Source organism: Micromonospora sp. WMMD730, assembly GCF_049178955.1.
In the GTDB taxonomy this organism is placed as follows: domain Bacteria; phylum Actinomycetota; class Actinomycetes; order Mycobacteriales; family Micromonosporaceae; genus Micromonospora; species Micromonospora wenchangensis.
The window spans coordinates 3,455,900-3,470,479 of record NZ_JBMHML010000002.1 but is presented as its reverse complement, the minus strand read 5'-3'; the positions used below and the strand labels follow the sequence as shown (position 1 = coordinate 3,470,479).

Annotated in this window: 16 protein-coding genes and 1 riboswitch; of the genes, 10 read left to right on the top strand and 6 right to left on the bottom strand. The window is 73.3% G+C overall.

Annotation, left to right across the window (positions count from 1 at the left end):
- Positions 1–49 precede the first annotated feature (49 nt).
- From ACN265_RS15175 to tatC, 5 genes are all read left to right on the top strand, one after another.
- Positions 50–1,048 (top strand): helix-turn-helix transcriptional regulator, encoded by a 999-nt coding sequence (locus tag ACN265_RS15175; RefSeq protein ID WP_421408263.1) that lies wholly within the window; start codon positions 50–52, stop codon positions 1,046–1,048.
- Positions 1,045–2,049, top strand: coding sequence for a helix-turn-helix transcriptional regulator (locus ACN265_RS15170; RefSeq protein ID WP_204924391.1), 1,005 nt, complete (start codon positions 1,045–1,047; stop codon positions 2,047–2,049). Before ACN265_RS15175 ends, ACN265_RS15170 begins: the two co-directional genes overlap by 4 nt.
- A gap of 5 nt (positions 2,050–2,054) precedes the next feature.
- The gene (locus ACN265_RS15165; RefSeq protein ID WP_204924390.1) at positions 2,055–2,303 is read left to right on the top strand and encodes a hypothetical protein; all 249 of its coding nucleotides are present in this window, start codon (positions 2,055–2,057) and stop codon (positions 2,301–2,303) included.
- 214 nt (positions 2,304–2,517) lie between these two features.
- Positions 2,518–2,871 (top strand): Sec-independent protein translocase subunit TatA, encoded by a 354-nt coding sequence (gene tatA / locus ACN265_RS15160; RefSeq protein ID WP_363655222.1) that lies wholly within the window; start codon positions 2,518–2,520, stop codon positions 2,869–2,871.
- An 18-nt stretch (positions 2,872–2,889) separates the two neighbouring features.
- A complete protein-coding gene (tatC, locus tag ACN265_RS15155) occupies positions 2,890–3,843 on the top strand; it encodes a twin-arginine translocase subunit TatC (RefSeq protein ID WP_421408258.1) in 954 nt (317 codons plus the stop codon).
- A 62-nt stretch (positions 3,844–3,905) separates the two neighbouring features.
- On the opposite strand, the gene ACN265_RS15150 is transcribed toward tatC, so the two are convergent.
- The 4 genes from ACN265_RS15150 to ACN265_RS15135 all read right to left on the bottom strand — a co-directional run bounded on the left by ACN265_RS15150 (position 3,906) and on the right by ACN265_RS15135 (position 7,236).
- A complete protein-coding gene (locus ACN265_RS15150; protein WP_421408256.1) occupies positions 3,906–4,655 on the bottom strand; it encodes an amino acid ABC transporter ATP-binding protein in 750 nt (249 codons plus the stop codon).
- Entirely contained in the window at positions 4,652–5,449 is a 798-nt protein-coding gene (locus ACN265_RS15145; RefSeq protein WP_204924386.1) for an amino acid ABC transporter permease, read from the bottom strand. Before ACN265_RS15145 ends, ACN265_RS15150 begins: the two co-directional genes overlap by 4 nt.
- A 41-nt stretch (positions 5,450–5,490) precedes the next feature.
- Positions 5,491–6,387 (bottom strand): ABC transporter substrate-binding protein, encoded by an 897-nt coding sequence (locus tag ACN265_RS15140; protein ID WP_421408253.1) that lies wholly within the window; start codon positions 6,385–6,387, stop codon positions 5,491–5,493.
- A 276-nt stretch (positions 6,388–6,663) separates the two neighbouring features.
- Positions 6,664–6,776: riboswitch (SAM riboswitch) on the bottom strand.
- A gap of 67 nt (positions 6,777–6,843) precedes the next feature.
- Positions 6,844–7,236 carry a winged helix-turn-helix transcriptional regulator gene (locus ACN265_RS15135; RefSeq protein WP_420116971.1) on the bottom strand — a complete coding sequence of 131 codons (393 nt, stop codon included), beginning with the start codon at positions 7,234–7,236 and terminating at the stop codon, positions 6,844–6,846.
- Between the two features lie 120 nt (positions 7,237–7,356).
- Between ACN265_RS15135 and ACN265_RS15130 the strand changes: the two genes are divergently transcribed.
- From ACN265_RS15130 to ACN265_RS15120, 3 genes are all read left to right on the top strand, one after another.
- Positions 7,357–8,205 carry an SDR family oxidoreductase gene (locus ACN265_RS15130; protein ID WP_204924383.1) on the top strand — a complete coding sequence of 283 codons (849 nt, stop codon included), beginning with the start codon at positions 7,357–7,359 and terminating at the stop codon, positions 8,203–8,205.
- A 73-nt stretch (positions 8,206–8,278) separates the two neighbouring features.
- Positions 8,279–8,815, top strand: coding sequence for an RNA 2'-phosphotransferase (locus tag ACN265_RS15125; RefSeq protein WP_420116972.1), 537 nt, complete (start codon positions 8,279–8,281; stop codon positions 8,813–8,815).
- A 173-nt stretch (positions 8,816–8,988) separates the two neighbouring features.
- The gene (locus ACN265_RS15120) at positions 8,989–9,699 is read left to right on the top strand and encodes a GAF and ANTAR domain-containing protein (RefSeq protein ID WP_420116973.1); all 711 of its coding nucleotides are present in this window, start codon (positions 8,989–8,991) and stop codon (positions 9,697–9,699) included.
- A gap of 11 nt (positions 9,700–9,710) precedes the next feature.
- On the opposite strand, the gene ACN265_RS15115 is transcribed toward ACN265_RS15120, so the two are convergent.
- Positions 9,711–10,442, bottom strand: coding sequence for a GAF and ANTAR domain-containing protein (locus ACN265_RS15115; protein ID WP_204924380.1), 732 nt, complete (start codon positions 10,440–10,442; stop codon positions 9,711–9,713).
- 291 nt (positions 10,443–10,733) lie between these two features.
- On the opposite strand from ACN265_RS15115, the gene ACN265_RS15110 reads away from it, so the two are divergent.
- Positions 10,734–11,366 carry an SGNH/GDSL hydrolase family protein gene (locus tag ACN265_RS15110; protein WP_421408247.1) on the top strand — a complete coding sequence of 211 codons (633 nt, stop codon included), beginning with the start codon at positions 10,734–10,736 and terminating at the stop codon, positions 11,364–11,366.
- A 33-nt stretch (positions 11,367–11,399) separates the two neighbouring features.
- Here the strand turns inward: ACN265_RS15110 and ACN265_RS15105 are convergent, their stop codons facing one another.
- Positions 11,400–11,957 carry a hypothetical protein gene (locus ACN265_RS15105; protein WP_421408244.1) on the bottom strand — a complete coding sequence of 186 codons (558 nt, stop codon included), beginning with the start codon at positions 11,955–11,957 and terminating at the stop codon, positions 11,400–11,402.
- A gap of 405 nt (positions 11,958–12,362) precedes the next feature.
- Here ACN265_RS15105 and ACN265_RS15100 point away from each other — a divergent pair, with 405 nt between their 5' ends.
- Positions 12,363–14,561: a tetratricopeptide repeat protein gene (locus ACN265_RS15100; protein WP_204924377.1), complete on the top strand. Its 2,199-nt coding sequence runs from the start codon at positions 12,363–12,365 to the stop codon at positions 14,559–14,561.
- The last annotated feature ends 19 nt before the right edge of the window (positions 14,562–14,580 follow it).

Here is a 14,580-nt window from a genome sequence, read left to right as displayed (position 1 = left end):
CCCCGCGCGGGTGCACGGGTATCCCGCCCGGGCTGCTAGCGTTCACCCCGTGTCGCGGAGTCGTACCGAACGCCTGGTCAACCTGGTGATCTGTCTGCTGTCCACCAGGCGGTTCCTGACCGCCGCGCAGATCGCCGCGACCGTGCCCGGCTACGAACACGATCCGGACGACGCCCGGGAACACGAGGCGTTCCAGCGCAAGTTCGAGCGGGACAAGGCGGAACTGCGCGAGCTGGGGGTGCCGCTGGAGACCGGGACGGCCAGCGTGTTCGACGCCGAGCCCGGTTACCGGATCGCCCACCGGGAGTACGCCCTGCCCGACATTCCGCTCGAACCGGACGAGGCCGCCGCGGTGGGTATCGCCGCCCGGTTGTGGCAGCACGCCGGGCTGGCCGCCGCCGCCTCCTCGGGGCTGGCCAAGCTGCGCGCGGCCGGCGTGGACGTCGACCCGCAGGCCACCCTGGGGCTGGAGCCGATGGTCACCGTCGATCCGGCGTTCGCCCCACTCACCGCCGCGGCCCGGGACCGCCGCGAGGTCACCTTCGACTACCGGGTCCCCGACCGGGACGCGCCGACCCGCCGCCGGCTGCAGCCGTGGGGCGTGGTCTGCTGGCGGGGCCGCTGGTACGTCGTGGGCCACGACCGGGACCGGGCGGCGACGCGTTGCTTCCGGCTGTCCCGGGTGACCGGCGCGGTCCGGGTCACCGGTGCGCCCGGCGGCTACGAGCCACCGGCCGGCGTCGATCTGATCTCGCACGTGGCCACCTGGTCCGGGCCGGTCGAGCGGACCGGCCGGGCCACCGTGCTGGCCACCCACGGGCGGGCCGCCGGGCTGCGCCGGTGGGCGGTGCAGAGCGTGCCCGGCCCCGACGGCGACCGGCTGGTGCTGCCGTACGCCGATCCGGAGTCGCTGGCCGGTCAGCTCGTCGGCTACGGCCCCGACGTCCGGGTCCTGGAGCCACCCGAGGTACGCGACGCGGTGATCCAACGGCTCAAGGAGATCGCCGCCCGGCACGACGAGCTGGCCGTGGCCGGGGGTGCCCGGTGACCCGCCCCGCCGCGCGCACCTCCGCCGACCGGCTGGCCCGGCTGCTGAACCTGGTGCCCTACCTGCTGGCCCGACCGGGCATCGAGATCGCCGAGGCGGCCGGCGACCTGGGCGTCACCGAACGGCAACTGCGGGAGGACCTGGAGTTGCTCTGGGTCTGCGGGCTGCCCGGCTACGGCCCGGGTGACCTGATCGACATGGCCTTCGACGGCGACCGGGTGACCATCACCTACGACGCCGGCATCGACCGGCCGCTGCGGCTCACCCCGGACGAGGCGCTGGCCCTGGTGGTGGCGCTGCGGATGCTCGCCGAGACCCCCGGGGTGGCCAACCGGGAGGCCGTCGAACGGGCCCTGGCCAAGATCGAGAACGCGGCCGGTGACCTGGTCGGCGCGCCGGTGGCCGTCCGGCTGCCCGGCGAGAGTCAGCGGGTGCAGGAACTGCGGGCCGCGGTCGAGCGGCGGCGGGCGCTGCGGATCACCTACTACACCGCCGCCCGGGACGAGAGCACCGACCGTGTCATCGACCCGCTGCGGATGCTGATGGTCGACGGCCGGGCGTACGTCGAGGCGTGGTGCCGCCGCGCCGAGGCGGTCCGGTTGTTCCGGGCCGACCGGATCGACGCGGTGGTCGAGCTGGACGAGCCGGCCGTGGTGCCGCCGCAGGCCCGCCCGCACGACCTGCGGCAGGGGGTGTTCCAGCCGTCACCGGACCTGCCGCTGATCACCCTGCGGATCGGCCGGGGCGAGCGGTGGATCACCGAGTACTACCCGTGCGAGCGGGTCGAGGTCGACGGCGACCACTGGAGGGTGTCGCTGCGGGTGACCGACCTCGACTGGGCCCGCCGCTTCGTGCTCGGGCTCGGCCCGGACGTCACCGTCCTCGCCCCGGTCGAGCTGGCGACCCAGGTACGCGCCCAGGCCACCGCCGCGTTGGAGGCGTACGCGACGCCCGGCGGCCTCGGCCTGCCCGGCGGGCGCGGTGACGTGCCGGTAGGCTGACCGCCGTGGTGAAGTGGATCGTTCTGGCGGTGCTGCTGTTCGCGCTGGTCGTGTTGGCCCTGGCGGTCCGTCCGGTGCTGGTGCGACTGCCCCGGCTGCGCCGGGCGGCGATGGCGTTGCAACGTCGCCAGGCCGAGGCCGAGACGCTGCGGCACAGCGCCGAGGCGTTGCAGGAACGGGCCGAGGTGCTGCAACGGCAGACCGAGACGACCCAGCAGCGGCTCGAACTGATCAAGGCCAAGCGCGGGAGTTGATCGACAGCGGTCGGTGGGCGACCCGCCCGGGGCCCGTCCGGAGTCCGTTTCACGCAGCTCTGCACCCGTCCAGGTGGTTGACGGGACACTCGCAGGTGGTCAAGACTTCACCGGCCGGGCCGCATCAGCGGTGGCCCGGCGGGTGGCAGCAGCCCGTCACGCACGTACGATGGGCTTCGACACACCCTTCGACACAGAGCGACTGGAGCTTCCCATGGGTGCCCTCAAGCCGTGGCACATCGCCGTACTCGTGGTCGTGCTGATCCTGCTGTTCGGTGCGAAGCGGCTCCCCGACGCGGCCCGCTCGCTCGGCCGTTCGCTGCGGATCATCAAGGCGGAGACCAAGAGCCTGGCCGACGACGACCGCGACCTGGCCGAGAAGGCCGACGCGCAGGCCGGCTACCAGCCGCTGCCGCCCCAGCAGCAGCCCGTGCAGCAGCAGCCGTACGCGCCGCAGCCCCAGCAGCAGTACGCCCCGCAGCCTCAGCAGCAGTACGCCCCGCCGCAGGCTCCGCAGCAGCCGCTCGCCCCGCCGGTCGACCCGGTGCAGCGCGTCCGCGACAACTGACCGAAGGGCCCGATCACCGTGGCCTTCGCGCTCCGTAAACGTGGCCCCAGCACCTTCGAACGGGCCTCCGACGGTTCCATGACCCTGATGGAGCATGTCCGCGAGCTGCGGAACCGGCTGTTCCGTGCCTCGCTGGCGATCGTGGTGGGTCTGATCGTGGGCTTCTGGCTCTCCCAGCCCGCGTTCGACCTACTCAGAGAGCCGTACTGCCGACTGCCCGGCGCCACCGACGCGATGGGCGATTGTCAGCAGTTTCTCCAGCTGTCACCGGCGGACGGTTTCGTCCTCAGGCTCAAGCTGGCGCTCTGGATCGGTCTGATCGTCGGCGCGCCCGTCTGGCTCTACCAGCTGTGGGCGTTCATCGCGCCCGGCCTGCACCGGCACGAACGCAAGTGGGCGTACGTCTTCGTGATGATCGCGGCGCCGCTGTTCGCCGCCGGGGCGGTCCTGGCCTACGTGGTGGTGGACAAGGGTCTCGCGTTCCTGATGGAGTCCGGTGTCACCGGGCTGTCCACCCAGCTCGAGGTGACCCGCTACATCTCGTTCGTCACGAACATGATCCTGCTGTTCGGGGTGGCGTTCGAGTTCCCGCTGATCCTGTTGATGCTCAACTTCACCGGTGTGGCGAGCGCGAAGCGCCTGCTGAGCTGGTGGCGGGCGGTCATCTTCATCTGCTTCGCGTTCGCCGCGATCGCCACCCCGGACCCGGGTCCGTTCGGCATGACGCTGCTGGCCCTCTCGCTGTCGCTGCTGTACTTCGTCGCGGTCGGGGTGGCGTTCATCAACGACCGGCGCAGGAAGCGGCGCGACGGCTCCTACGCGGGGTTGAACGACGACGAGGTGTCGCCTCTGGAGTTGGACGACGACCCGGTGGTGGCCACGCCGGAGCTGGAGTTGTCCGAGCCGGTGCACGCCTCCGAGCCGGTCGCCCCGCCCAAACCGATCGACCGCCGCTACGACGACATGACCTGACCGCCGGGCTATCCGCACCATCCGACGCCGCTCCCGCCCTGCCGGGAGCGGCGTCGCCCGTCTCAGAGCACCTGCGACAGGAAGCGGCGCAGCCGGGGATGCCGCGGTGACTCGAAGACCGCCTCCGGTGCGCCGGCCTCCAACACGACGCCGTGGTCCATGAACGCGACGGTGTCGGCGACCGAGCGGGCGAAGCCCATCTCGTGGGTGACCACCACCATCGTCATGCCCCCGGCGGCAAGGTCGGCCATCACCCCGAGCACCCCCTTGACCAGCTCCGGGTCCAGTGCCGAGGTGGCCTCGTCGAAGAGCATCACCTGGGGTTGCAGGGCCAGCGCGCGGGCGATCGCGACCCGCTGCTGCTGCCCGCCGGAGAGGTGGGCGGGCCGGGAGTCGGCCTTGGCGGCGAGGCCGACCAGCGCCAACTGGGAACGGGCCAGCGCCACCGCCTCCTCCTCGGGCAGCTTCTTGAGCCGGCGCAAGGCCAGGGTGATGTTGCGCAGCACGGTCATGTGCGGGAACAGGTTGAACTGCTGGAAGACCATCCCGACCCGCTGCCGCAGGGCGTCCGGGTCGTCGCGCAGCACACTGCGCCCGTCGAGCAGGACGTCACCGGAGTCCGGTTCGATCAGCCGGTTGACGGTGCGCAGCAGGGTGGACTTGCCGGAGCCGGACGGGCCGATGACGCAGGCCGTGGCGCCCCGGGCGACGTCCAGGTCGACGCCGCGTAGCACCCGGTTCGCCCCGAAGGCCAGGTGCACGTCGCGGACGGCGAGGCTGACCGAAATGGTGGTCGCGGTGCCGGTGCTCATCGGGGGTCCTCCCGGGTGGGGCGCGGTTGCGGTAGGGCGGTCTCGCCGGCCAGGGCCAGCCCGCCGTCGTCGTCGGGATCGACGGTGACCGTCCGGCCCCGACGCAGCCGGCGGTCGATGGCGTTGACCGCGTGGGTCAGCGGCACGGTCAGCAGCAGGTAGCACAGGCCGGCCAGCAGCAGCGCCGACTGGTTGCCGGTGTTGGCGGCGTAGTCCTGCCCGATCCGGAACAGTTCCCGCTGGCTGGCCAGCAGGCCCAGGAAGTAGACCAGGCTGGAGTCCTTGATCAGCGCGATCAGCTGGTTCACCCAGGCCGGCAGTACCCGGCGTACCCCCTGCGGGACGATCACCAGGCGCATCGCCTCACCCCAGGAGAAGCCCAGCGCGCGGGCGCCCTCCAGCTGCGCGGCCTCCACGCTCTGGATACCGGAGCGGAAGATCTCCCCGATGTACGCGGCGGCGATCAGCGACAGCGCCAGGATGCCCAGCGGGTACGGGTTGGGGCCCCACACCTGCATGCCGAGCGGGGCCAGGCCGACGCCGATCAGCAGGATGGTGGCGGCGGCCGGCAGGCCCCGGAACACGTCGGTGTAGACCCGGGCCGGCCACCGCAACCACCGGGTACGGGAGATGCCCGCCACGGCCAGCGCCATGCCCAGTACCGAGCCGAGCAGGGCGGCGGAGACCGCCAGGATCAGCGTGTTGGGCAGCCCGACGGTCAGCATCTCGGGCAGCGCCTCGCGCATGGAGTCCCCGTCGAAGAAGGTCTCCCACAGGGTGCTCAACGGATCCATCGTGTTCTCCTACCGCCCCGCTCGCTGGTCTGGTCGTACCGTCAGGAGGTGGCCGACGTCGACGGCGTCGCCGCGCCCGGGGCGGTGACGTCGCCGCTGCCGGGGGTGAAGCCGGCCGGGATCGGCCGCCCCGGGTAGTACTGCTGCTGGAGCCGGGTCCAGGTGCCGTCGGCGATGACCTCGTCGAGGCCCTTGTCCAGCGCCTCACGCAGCGCGTCGTTGCCCTTGGCGACGGCGTACGCGGTGGGGGCCGGGCTCAGTTCGGTGGCCGCCACCGTGATCTTGCCGTTGCTGTCGGCGGCCGACTTCTCGCCGATCTCGGCGGGGGCGATCCAGGCGTCGGCGGTGCCGGCCTTGAGCTGGTTGATCGCCCCGTTGTAGTCGGGCACCCGCACCGGGTCGAGCTTGCGTGAGGTGGCGTAGTCGTCCTGCACGGTGCCCTGGACGACCACCACCCGCTTGCCGGCGAGCTGGTCGAAGCCGGTGAGCGGGGAACCGGCCGGCACGTCGAGGCCGAAGTAGCCGAAGTCGTAGCCGTTGCCGAAGTCGACGGTCTTCTTGCGTGCCTCGGTGACGGTGATCGAGGAGCTGCCGACGTCGAACTTGCGGTTGTTGACCTGGGAGAGCAGCGCCGAGAAGTCGGTGCCGACGAATTCGACCTTCAGCCCGACCCTGCCGGCGACGGCGACGAGCAGGTCGTTGTCGAAGCCGGTGAACGTGCCGTCCTTGAGGTAGACGTTCGGTGGGGCGTCGGTGAGCGTGCCGGCGCGCAGCACCCCCGGCTGGAGCAGGCCGTACGGGTTGTCGGCCGCCTCGGAGTCGCCGCCGCAGCCGGTCAACGCGGTGCCGGCGAGCAGGGCGGCGACGCCGAGCGCGGCGACCCGCGTCCAGGTGGCGCGGAACAGTCGGAGTGTGGGCAGGGCAGGAAGGAATCGCACGGGTGTCTCCGGAGGTGGTCGGGCGGCGGCGGACGCGCGCCGCCGACGGGATGCCCACCGGGCATCCCGCTGAGGTGTCACGGGAAGAGGGGTTCGACTAGCGGCGGCGACATGAGTCGCTGTGCACCCGCATGAGGTCGACGTGTCGCCGCCTGACCAGCCGGACGCCGACGGACCGGACGCCGGGCCGGATCACGGCGGTGACGCCGTCGCCGGGTGGGGCGGGTGAGTGGTTCGACACGGGTTCTCCCTGATCGGTGTCGACCTGGGGTGACCAGGCCACGCTTGCACCGGGTCGTTCACCGGTGCCTGGTCCTCACCCGGAGCACCCCACCGTGGCGGAGGGTTGCCGGCCAGCGAGCCGGGGCTTGACGCTGGCGCTCATGACCTGCCCGAAATCTAGCAGCAGCGACCGGCGGGTCGTCCACCCGTTATGACGGCCCTCACGTCCGCCCCTTACCGGCGGCCGGCTCGCGCGGTGGTCGGGCGGCGCAGGACCTCGGCGTCGTAGCGGACCCGGGCCGCCTGCACGTCGGGGAGGTGGGTGGTGGCCCAGGCTTCCAGGCCGGAGACCAGGTCGAGCAGGCTGCGGCCGAGGTCGGTGAGGGCGTAGTCGACCCGGGGCGGGACGCTGGCGTGCACGGTGCGGGTGACCAGACCGTCGCGTTCCAGCCCGCGCAGGGTCTGGGTGAGCATCTTCTGGCTGATTCCGTCGATGTGCTCGGCCAGTTCGCCGTAGCGGCGTTCGCCGTCGGCGAGGGTGAGCACGACCAGCACGCTCCACCGGTCACCGATCCGGTCGATGACCTGCCGGCTGCCGCAGTCGCGTTGGAACGGGTCGGGTCGCATCACTTTACTCTCTATCAGTGCGTCACAAACTTCAAGGTGCCTACTCTCTGCCGGGAAGTATCGGCTCCCACCTGCGTGTTGGCCAGTACGACAAGAGCACGCCACCCGAAGGAGAGCGCCATGTCCGTCGTCGTCACCGGGGCCACCGGCCACCTGGGCCGCCTCATCGTCGAATCCCTGCTGCGCCGGGGCGTACCCGCCGGGCAGATCGTGGCCCTCGGCCGCTCCGTGGACCGGCTCGCCGACCTCGCCGAGCGGGGCGTCGTGGTGCGGACGGCCGACTACACCGACCCCGACTCACTGCGCGCCGCCTTCGCCGACGCCGAGAAGCTGATGTTCGTCTCCGGCAGCGAGGCCGGGCAGCGGGTGCCGCAGCACCACAACGTGATCGAGGCCGCCCGTCAGGCGGGCGTCGGCCTGGTCGTCTACACCAGCATCGCCCACGCCGACACCTCCGACCTGCTGCTGGCCGCCGAACACCGGGCCACCGAGGAGGAACTGCGCGCCTCGGGCCTGCCGTACGTGCTGCTGCGCAACAGCTGGTACCTGGAGAACTACACAGGTCAACTGGCCAACTACCTGGCCCACGGGGTCGCCGGGTCGGCCGGCGACGGCCGGGTCAGCGCCGCCACCCGGGCCGACTACGCCGAGGCCGCCGCCGAGGTGCTCACCACGCAGGGGCACACCGGTCGGGTCTACGAACTGGGCGGCGAGGCGTTCACCATGACCGAACTGGCCGCCGAGGTGTCCCGCCAGAGTGGACGCGACGTCCGCTACACCGACCTGCCGGTGCCGGCGTACACCGAGCTGCTCGTCTCCGCCGGGCTGCCCGAGCCGTACGCGGCCACCCTCGCCGACGCCGACCGGGGCCTCGCCCACGGCGCGCTGTACGTGCCCGTGGCGGACCTGGAGAAGCTGCTCGGCCGCCGGCCCACCACCCTCGCCGAGGCCCTGCGCGCCGCCGGCTGAGCCGACCGCAGGGGCGGGCGCGGCACCGGATAACCGGTGGAGCGGGCCCGCCACCGGCCCGACAATGCTCGACATGGATCATCACACGCTGGTGCGGACCAGCAAACGGATCGCGCTGGCCCTGCGCCACCGACCCGCCCGGTTCGGCCTCGCCCCCGACCCGGGCGGGTGGGTGGCCGTCACCGACCTGCTGGCCGCCCTGCGCATCGACAGGTCCACCCTCGACGCCGTGGTCGCCGGCAACGACAAGCAACGGTTCGCGGTGACCCGGGACGCCGACGGGGTGGAACGCATCCGGGCCAGCCAGGGCCACTCCTACCCGGTCGACCTGGGGTTGACCGCGCAACCACCACCCGCCCGGCTCTACCACGGCACCGGGGCCGCGGCCCTCGACTCGATCCGCGCCACCGGGCTGAACCGGGGCGGACGGCACCACGTACACCTGTCGCCGGACGTGCCGACGGCCCGGCGGGTCGGGGCCCGCCGGGGTGGCGCGGTGGTGGTGCTGACCGTCGACGCGGCGGCCATGGCCCGCGACGGGCACACCTTCTACCGCAGCGCCAACGGCGTGTGGCTCACCGACGCGGTGCCGCCCGCCTACCTGGCCTGACCAGCCACCGCGGGCAGCTTGCCGCAGGTGCGTGCGGGGGCGGCCGGCCCCGGGTGCGGGTATGGTGCGGATTGTCGCGCACCCCGGTGCGTCGGGCCCACCGTCGGGCCGGGGGCCGACGCGCCCCCCACCACGGGCAGCCCGGGGGACGCCCGCCGGAAAGGAGCCGTGTGATGGCAGCGCCCCCGCTCTCCCCGCACGACGCCCTGACCCGACTCGGCCGGATCCGCCTCGACGAGGTGGGTGTGGACGAGGTGTTGGGGATGATCGCCGACCTGGCCTGCCGCAGCCTGCGTGGCGTGTCCGAGGTGTCGGTGACCCTGCTGCGCGGTGGCAGCCCGCAGAGCGTCGCCGTCACCGGCGACGCCGCGCTGCGGCTCGACGAGTGGCAGTACCGGCAGGGCCACGGCCCGTGCCTGGACGCCTCGGTCACCGGCGACACCCTCGTCGTGTCCGACACCGGCACCGAGGAACGCTGGCCGGGCTGGGCGACGCGGGCCGCCGACGCCGGCATCGGCAGCGTGGTCGCGATCGGCCTGCCGATCCAGGAGGCGGTGGTGGGCGCCCTCAACCTCTACGGCGCCCGGCCGCACACGTTCGACGCCGAGACGGTGGAACTGGCCCGGACGTTCGCCGCGTACGCGGCGGTGGCCCTGGCCAACGCCCACCTCTACGCCAGCACCGCGACCCTGGCCGAACAGATGCGCTCGGCGATGGAGAGCCGGGCGGTGATCGAGCAGGCCAAGGGCATCATCATGGGGCAACGCCGGTGCACCGCCGACGAGGCCTTCGGCATCCTCGCCAAGCTCTCCCAGGACTCCCACCGCAAGCTGCGCGACGTCGCCGCAGCCCTCGTCGGCCGGGCCACCGCCGGTAGCCGCTGAACCCCCGTGCCTCAGCGGTCGGCGGCGGTGGGCTGACCGGGCACCGACCGGCTGACCTGCCGCACCAGGGCCTCCGCCACGTCCCGCAGCTTGCGGTTGGAATTCTGCGACACCCGGGCCAGCATCGCGAACGCCTCGTCGGCCGTGCACCGGCGTTGCCCCATGATGATGCCCTTGGCCTGCTCGATCACCGCCCGGTTGCGCATCGCCTCCTGCATCTGCCCGGCCAGGGTCGCGGTGCTGTCGTAGAGGTGGGCGTTGGCCAGGGCCACCGCGGCGTGGTCGGCGAACGTCCGGGCCGGCGCGACCAGCGGGCCGAACGCGCCGACCCGGGTGGCGTAGAGGTTCAGGGCGCCCACCACCGCCTCCTGGATCGGCAGGCCCAGCGACATCGACGAGCACACCCCCACGGCGTGCGCCCGGGCCGCCCACTCCGGCCAGCGCCGCTCCTCGGTCATGTCCGCCACGATCAGCACCGTGCCGGTGGTGGCCGCGTCCAGGCTCGGGCCACGGCCCTGTTCGAACTGCCACCTGTCGAGCTGGAGCGCGAGCTCGCCGGTGTGGGCGGCGGTGGTCGCCTCGGTGCCGTGCACCAGGGTCACCGTCACCTCGGCGGCGTCCGGGATGCTCTCCAGGGCCACCTCGGTGATCCGGGACAGGACGGCATCGAGGCCCATCTCGTCGTGGCGGATGGACCCCAACCGGAGGACGGCCTCGGTGAGGTCGAGCGGTGACTGCGGCATGGCGTCTGACGTCCTTGCGAACCGGCGCGAAACCACCGGCCGGAGCCGGCGGCGCGTGATGATCGGTCCATGCCGGTAGGCCGCAGGTGCAGCCGCCGGACGGGCCGGGGACCGCGCCGCTGCTTGACGCTCACGCACGACACCCGGTGGGGCGTCGGATGCGGAGCACCACTGTACCGGTCGGCCGGCCCGGACCGGCGATGGACACCACCGCCGCGTCGACTTCCCCGCTGGTGTCCCGGTCGGACAGCGGGGATGATGGGCGTCCGACGACGACAGGGGAGCGGACGGATGACGGTGGAGATACCGCGCGACGGTCGGGTGCTGTTCATCGGCGACAGCATCACCGACGCCGGACGGGACCGGACCGACCCCGCCGACCTCGGGGTGGGCTGGGCGATGATGGCCGCCGCCTGGTTCACCGCGCGGCACCCGGATCACCGGGCGACCTTCCGCAACCGGGGCGTCGGCGGCGACCGGGTACGCGACCTGCGGGCCCGCTGGTCGGACGACTGCCTGGCGCTGTCCCCGCAGGTGGTGTCGGTGCTGATCGGGATCAACGACACCTGGCGGCGGTACAGCAGCGGCGAGGCCACCACCGTCGAGGAGTTCACCGCCGACTACCGGCACGTGCTGGGCGTCACCCGCGACACGCTGCCCGACGTCCGGCTGGTGCTGATGGAACCGTTCCTGCTCCCGGTCGACGACGACCAGCGACGCTGGCACGAGGACCTGGCCCCGAAACTCGACGCGGTGCGCAAACTGGCCGTCGAGTACGACGCGACGCTGGTCGCGGTGCAGGCACGGTTCGACACCGCCGACGTCGACGACCGGGTGTGGACCGACGACGGGGTGCACCTGACCCCGTCCGGTCACGCCGTGCTGGCCCAGCAGTGGTTGGCGGCGGTCACCCCGGCCACCTGAGGCGTGCTGGCCCGTGGGTCGACGGACCGCCGGTCAGCCCCGCCGCCACGGCAGCCGCAGCCGGCGGCCCGACGGCTCGACACCCAGGTCCAGCTCCGGTTCCGTCGCGCCCCGACGTCGCCACCGGTTGCCCTGCTGGTCGGTGAAGCACAGCTCCACGGTGGCCGACGCGAAACCGGTCAGGTCGACCGCGCGGTCGACGGTGACGAACAGTTCGCCGTCGCGGTGACCGTTGAGCCGGTCCACCGGTCCGGTCACCGCCGTGACCCCGACGACGACGTCCGCGTCGTCGCCCCCGGCCCGGACCCGGGGGGTGGCGGTCAGGTCGAAGACCGGTCCGTCGCTGTCGTTGGTGACCCGTACCCGCAGCACCCCACCGCCCTCGATCCGGGTCGAGGTCGACACCAGCCGGGCCTGCCGGGCGCGGGCGGCCCGGTCCTCACGCCGGCGGGCCCGGATCTCCCGGCGCAGGCTGAGCACGCCGAAGAGCAGGGTGCCCACCGTGCCGAGGCCGCCGAACCAGTCCGGCACCGATCCCCAGTCGATGTGCCCGTGCACGGGCAGCCAGGCCAGCAGTTCCACAGTCGACATGGCCGGCACGGTACCGTCGGCCCGCCAGCACCCGGTGCGGCCGGCGGGGTTGCGCCGTCGGCCTCCCCTGCCCGGTCGGCCGGTCCCGCCGTCCCGTCCACAAGACCCGCACGTTCGGTCCGGGTGGTCGACGCGCAGTGATACCGGCGCTGCGGACGGGTAGGGTTGGGGGAAGGATCACCACCACGGGCCGCACCCGACCCGTGGACGTGGCCCCTGTCGTCCCGCCCCTCCGGGAGGTCAGATGAGTTCCCCCGGTCCCGCTCACCAGAACCGAGCGGCTCGGCCCGCACCGTGGCGGTCCTTCCCGTCCCCGACCCGTTTCCGGCCTCACGCGACGCCGGGTGTCCCGTCCACGCGCCGGTCCGGCCGCACCCCGGCCCCCGGCCCCGGCACCGGTCGACGATGACCGGCGCGGCGCAGGACGCCGGTTTCTCCATCACCCCGCCCCGCCCCGGTCGGCTGCCGCTGCGCGGTCGCGACGAACTGGTCGAGACGATCCTGCGGGCCGCCGAACCGCCGGCCGGCACGCTCCGCCCGGCCGAGGAGGCCGCCCAGATCCTCTGGGGGCTGGGCGGCTGCGGCAAGAGCGCCACCGCGCTGGAGGTGGCCCGCCGGCTGGAGGCACGCGGTCGGCTGGTCTGGTGGATCTCGGCGAAGGACTCGGCCCGGGTCAGTGCCGGCATGCGCGAGATCGCCGGCCAGCTCCAGGCCCCGGAGAGCCAGCTCGACCTGGCCTGGGCGGGCAAGACCCGCAGCCCGGTGGAGCTGGTGTGGACGCTGCTCAACGAGTCGGACCGGCCGTGGCTGCTGATCTTCGACAACGCCGACGAGCCGTCCCTGCTGGCCCCGCTCGACGGCCGGGTCGCCGAGGGCACCGGGTGGTTCCGCCAGCCGCGTACCCGCAACGGGCTGGTCCTGGTCACCACCCGCGACGGTCGCCAGGAGACCTGGGGCGACTGGTCCACCATGCACCCGGTGCGGGAACTCTCCCCACCGGACGCCGCCCAGGTCCTGATCGACCTAGCCGGTGACGCGCCCGGCAACCTCGCCCAGGCCACCAGCCTGGCCACCCGGCTCAAGGGGCATCCGTTGGCCCTGCGCGGGGCGGGCACCTACCTCGCCGAGGCCAACCGCATCCCGGTCGGCGGCCCCGGGGTGTCCATCCGCACCTACGACGGCTACCGGGAGGCCCTGGACCGCCGCTCCGGCGCCGGCACGACCCGTACCGTGTCGCAGGCGTTCGACCGGGCGGTACGACCGGTCGTGCAGTCCTGGGAGATGTCGCTGGACCTGCTCGCCGGGCGGGGGCTGGCCCAGGCCCGCCCGATGCTGCGGCTGCTGGCCTCGCTGGGGGACGCGCCGATCCCGTACCAGATCCTGCTCGACCCGGCCCGGTTGTCGGCGTCCCGGCTCGTCGGTGAGATCGGCGAGGACCGGCTGCGTGAGGTGCTCCGGTCGCTCGCCGACTTCGCCCTGGTCGACCTCGGCGTGATCGAGTCGCTGCCCGCGCAGTCGCCGGTCGCGCACGTGGTGACCCTGCACCCGCTGGTACGCGAGCTGGTGCACGACCACCCCGACGTGATCGCCGACCGGCCCGCCTACCACGAGTTGGTGCTCACCCTGCTCGACGTGCTGCGGCTGCGGGACCCGGACCGGCCCCGGGAGGAGGAGTTCGACCCGGACGAGCCCGACAAGTGGGCCAGCTGGCACGTGCTGGCCCCGCCGACGACCGGGGCGGTGCTGGCCTTCTTCGACGCGGGGGAGCTGCCCCGTACCGAGCCGGAACTGCTCACCACCGCACTGGACCTGGCCCGGTTGATCGCCCGTTTCCTGCTGGCCGTCAGCCTGCCCGGCCAGGCCGAGATCCTGCTCGACCGCTGCCTGGCCGCCTGCCGTCGGATCGGCCTCGACCCCCGGGAGCGGGCGGTGCTCAGCCTGCGCCACGAGCGGTCCCGGGCGGCGTTGGAACAGGGGCAGCTGGACTGGGCCGAGGCCGAGCTGCGGGAGATCATCCCGGCCCGGGAGGCGCTGCTCGGCCGGGAGCACCGCAACACCCTGGCCAGCCGGCACAAGCTGGCCCGGACCATCCTCGAGCAGGGCCGGTGGGCCGATGCCGAGCAGGAGTTGCGGGACATCGTCCGGGCGGAGTTCCGGGTCCGTGGCCCGGAGGACCGGGACACCATGACCGCCCGGCACAGCCTGGCCCGCGCGGTGGCCGCCCAGGGCCGGTACGCCGACGCCCGCGCCGAGCTGACCGAGATCCTGGAGATCCGGCTGCGGCACTGGGCCCCCGACCACCTGGAGACGCTGACCGTCCGGCACACCCTGGCCCTGTGCCTGCTGCACGAGGGGCGGGCCGCCGAGGCCCTGGCCGACCTGCGGGCGATCCTCGCCACCGACACCGCCCGGCGGGAGGACCAGCACCTCGGGATGATCGCCGCCCGGCACACCCTGGCCGAGGCGCTGGTCGCCACCGGCGACCGGGTGGAGGCCGAGAAGGTCCTCGCCAAGGTGGTCACCGACCGGCGGCGCATCCTCGGCGACGACCACCCCGACACGGTACGGGCGGAGGCCGACCTGCGACAGCTACAGGGCGGCTGAGCGCGGGCCCGTGCCGCAG

Excerpts from the sequence above, each read along its gene's own strand:
- tatA (WP_363655222.1), top strand. The coding sequence starts at position 2,518 with ATGGGTGCCCTCAAGCCGTGGCACATCGCCGTACTCGTGGTCGTGCTG.
- ACN265_RS15150 (WP_421408256.1), bottom strand. The coding sequence starts at position 4,655 with ATGAGCACCGGCACCGCGACCACCATTTCGGTCAGCCTCGCCGTCCGC.
- ACN265_RS15145 (WP_204924386.1), bottom strand. The coding sequence starts at position 5,449 with ATGGATCCGTTGAGCACCCTGTGGGAGACCTTCTTCGACGGGGACTCC.
- ACN265_RS15135 (WP_420116971.1), bottom strand. The coding sequence starts at position 7,236 with ATGCGACCCGACCCGTTCCAACGCGACTGCGGCAGCCGGCAGGTCATC.
- ACN265_RS15130 (WP_204924383.1), top strand. The coding sequence starts at position 7,357 with ATGTCCGTCGTCGTCACCGGGGCCACCGGCCACCTGGGCCGCCTCATC.
- ACN265_RS15125 (WP_420116972.1), top strand. The coding sequence starts at position 8,279 with ATGGATCATCACACGCTGGTGCGGACCAGCAAACGGATCGCGCTGGCC.
- ACN265_RS15120 (WP_420116973.1), top strand. The coding sequence starts at position 8,989 with ATGGCAGCGCCCCCGCTCTCCCCGCACGACGCCCTGACCCGACTCGGC.
- ACN265_RS15115 (WP_204924380.1), bottom strand. The coding sequence starts at position 10,442 with ATGCCGCAGTCACCGCTCGACCTCACCGAGGCCGTCCTCCGGTTGGGG.
- ACN265_RS15110 (WP_421408247.1), top strand. The coding sequence starts at position 10,734 with ATGACGGTGGAGATACCGCGCGACGGTCGGGTGCTGTTCATCGGCGAC.
- ACN265_RS15105 (WP_421408244.1), bottom strand. The coding sequence starts at position 11,957 with ATGTCGACTGTGGAACTGCTGGCCTGGCTGCCCGTGCACGGGCACATC.
- ACN265_RS15100 (WP_204924377.1), top strand. The coding sequence starts at position 12,363 with ATGACCGGCGCGGCGCAGGACGCCGGTTTCTCCATCACCCCGCCCCGC.